At 34.5% G+C, this 2,751-nt stretch carries 1 protein-coding gene and 1 pseudogene; both read right to left on the bottom strand.

What is annotated here, in order from left to right:
* Positions 1–2,223: pseudogene (locus tag QNK89_RS01710) on the bottom strand (hypothetical protein); the annotation flags it as partial.
* Positions 2,224–2,239: 16 nt separating this feature from the next.
* Complete coding sequence (locus QNK89_RS01705) at positions 2,240–2,638, bottom strand: hypothetical protein (RefSeq protein ID WP_340169250.1); 399 nt, start codon at positions 2,636–2,638, stop codon at positions 2,240–2,242.
* Between the last annotated feature and the right edge of the window lie 113 nt (positions 2,639–2,751).

Genomic DNA, 2,751 nt, shown 5'->3' with positions numbered 1-2,751 from the left:
CCAACTTGTACCTCCATTTTCTGTTTCAAAAAGGCCAATATCTGTACCTGCCCAAATAATATCTTTATCAAAAGGCATCTCTAAAACAGCATGCACTGCTACATCTGGAAAACCAGTATTTATACTTGTTTCAAAACCTGTTATATCAATCCAAGTATTACCTAAGTTTTCAGTTTTTAAAATTTTTGGAGCTCCTTGCGAAGAAAAAAGTGCATATGCTCTGTTTTTTTCTGTGTAAGAAGTTGCTAAGCCAGAGATAAATAAATTATGCTCGCCATTTGAATTGTTATAAGTTCCAGATGGGTTAAAAGTTTGTCCATTATCTTGTGATACATGTAAAGTAAAACTCCCACTTTCTGTCATCGCTGCTCCAGCCCAAACAACATTTGGATCTGCCGTTGATACTTTAACATTTAATGCACTTGAAGCATCTGTAGTAAAATTAGCGTTAATTGGTGTTAAATTCCAGTTTCCAGCGAAGTCAGTTGAGCGCCAAACACCACTAGTTGAAACCGTAAAAATAACATCTGGATTGTTATCTACATTTGCAACTTTTGTGTAGAACGGTGATTTATCACTGTCGCTAGAATCCGGTATATTTGCAACCGCTCCCTGGAAATTAATAAACCTATATATTACATTCCTTTGACTTGTAGTAATAATATCATTTGGATTATTATAATGCCAAATAGCTTCAAAACCATCTCCCCCTGTAACATTAATAAAGGATTTAGACTTCGAAGAATCATCTCCTTGAGAAATCCAACTTCCATTATCTTGAGCGCCTGCTAAATAATTATCTATGCCATTTTGCTTTGCAGCTCCATAAAACTGTGTGCTATTTTTTCCTCCTACAGCAGCAGACCAATCGCCCTCTATTGCACCAGTATCTTCTTTCATAGTTGTACTAAAAACACCACCATCATTTGCCAATAGAATTCTGAATTCATTATTGCTTCCTAAAATAGAAAACAAGCCATGTTGGTCTACATGAACACCTGTATTGATTTGAGAACTGTCATAGCCAGAAGCAATAGAAGTAGCAGTAAATGCGCTCCCTGAAACCGACACTTTAAATACAGCTACACCACCAACATAAAAAATATTAGCATCATACGGATGCGCCATAATTACATTATCATACCAACCTTGCCCTGTTAATAAATTTGCATTCGTATCTGTAGTTGTTAAACTGGTAAAAGTTGCACCTTTATTCCTCGAGACATAAAAATCTGTGTTTTCGGAAACCGTACCTCCTGAAGAACTATACACACTTATAAAAATAGTATTCGGGTCTGCAGCTGAAACATCTGTTTCAAATCTGCTATAATTTGTGTTAAAATCATCTTTTTCAAAAACAAAAGACCAGGTAATCCCTGCATCTGTACTTTTAACCAAACCAGATCCATTTACAGAACCATATTGAATATTAAAATCACTAGGGTCTGCATCTAAATCTTGCACACGATACCCAGAAGAATTAAATGTTCGAACCCAAACAGAACCACCATTTATAGTTCTATAAATACCAGAAGAAGTTGCTATAAGAACATTCTGATCATTTGCAGGGTTAATAATAATTCTACCAACGTCACCAAAAGCAACGGTTGCTGTTAGACTTTGCCAAGTAGCACCGCCATCTGTTGTTTTAAATACTCCGGATCCTCCGATTGCACCCAAGTTTCCGAAAGGTTCACCGGTACCTACGTAAAGAACGTTGGAGTTTGTTTGACTCATTACAATTGTAGAAGTACTTAAGTTTGGGATCTTAAAATCAGTTAGGCTTTCCCAAGTTGTTCCGCCGTTTTCTGTTAGCCAGACTCCTCCGCCAACAGTACCCACAAACCATCTATTTGTGTTATTTGGATCAATAGCAATCCCTCGTGAACGACCAGGTACGTTATTAGGTCCTCTTTCTATAAAAATTGGAGTAATTGCGCTTGCTGTACTTTTTGCCAACCCTTTTTGAGTTGCTTTATTAAATTCTTCTATAAGATATCCTTTTTTATAAGTAGTAGCTTCTGCGTCTATCCCTTTTCTAATTTGCTTTTGGTAATCAGCAATGTGTTCAATTCCTTTTTTATGACTACTGCTCGTATCTTTTATCTTCTTTTTTACTTTTACTGTTTTTAAAGTTGGTTCTTTCTTATTTTGTTGACAAGACTGAAAAATAAAAAGAGCGCACAGCAGACAGGTTGCAATTAAAAGGTAGCTTTTTCTCATCGGGAGGGCTTTATTTTTAGTTAATATGTATAATAATGTAATTCATAGCTGTTTTCTTTTCTGTTTCTGGTGAAAGTATGTGGTCCTCTTCTTTTTGAATCATTCCAACATGTTTGGTGCATTTCAAAGTTGTAGCATCTAACCATTCTATCTTTTCCCCTACAAAAACTCCTTTTTTTAACACCTTTTTAGTTTTTGAATCCACCACTTTAAAGTTATAACTTATGACTGGAGATTTATGTGTCACATAACTCAACATCAAAAGCTTTGATTTGTCTTGATTGTATTTTTCGTCTACCGTTTGTTTTTCTTGAAAAATAATCTCTTCTTTTTTATCTATTTTTTTTGATTTACAATTAATAAAACTAGACAGTACTATTATTGTAATTAATGTTAAAATGTATTTCTTATGCATATTAGCGATATTTTACCTTTAAATCTTCATGTTTATAAAACTACGGCTTATAATTTAGAATTAGATAATATTTCCTGTTAATTTCTTATGCATCCGAATTGCATAACTATCTG

This window comes from Lacinutrix sp., assembly GCF_037625555.1.
Taxonomy (GTDB): domain Bacteria; phylum Bacteroidota; class Bacteroidia; order Flavobacteriales; family Flavobacteriaceae; genus Lacinutrix.
Note: the sequence above shows the minus strand (reverse complement) of the source record. Positions and strands in the feature narration are given on the sequence as shown.

What these genes read in the sequence shown, in the direction of transcription:
- QNK89_RS01705 (WP_340169250.1), bottom strand. Translation starts at nt 2,638, where the DNA reads ATGCATAAGAAATACATTTTAACATTAATTACAATAATAGTACTGTCT.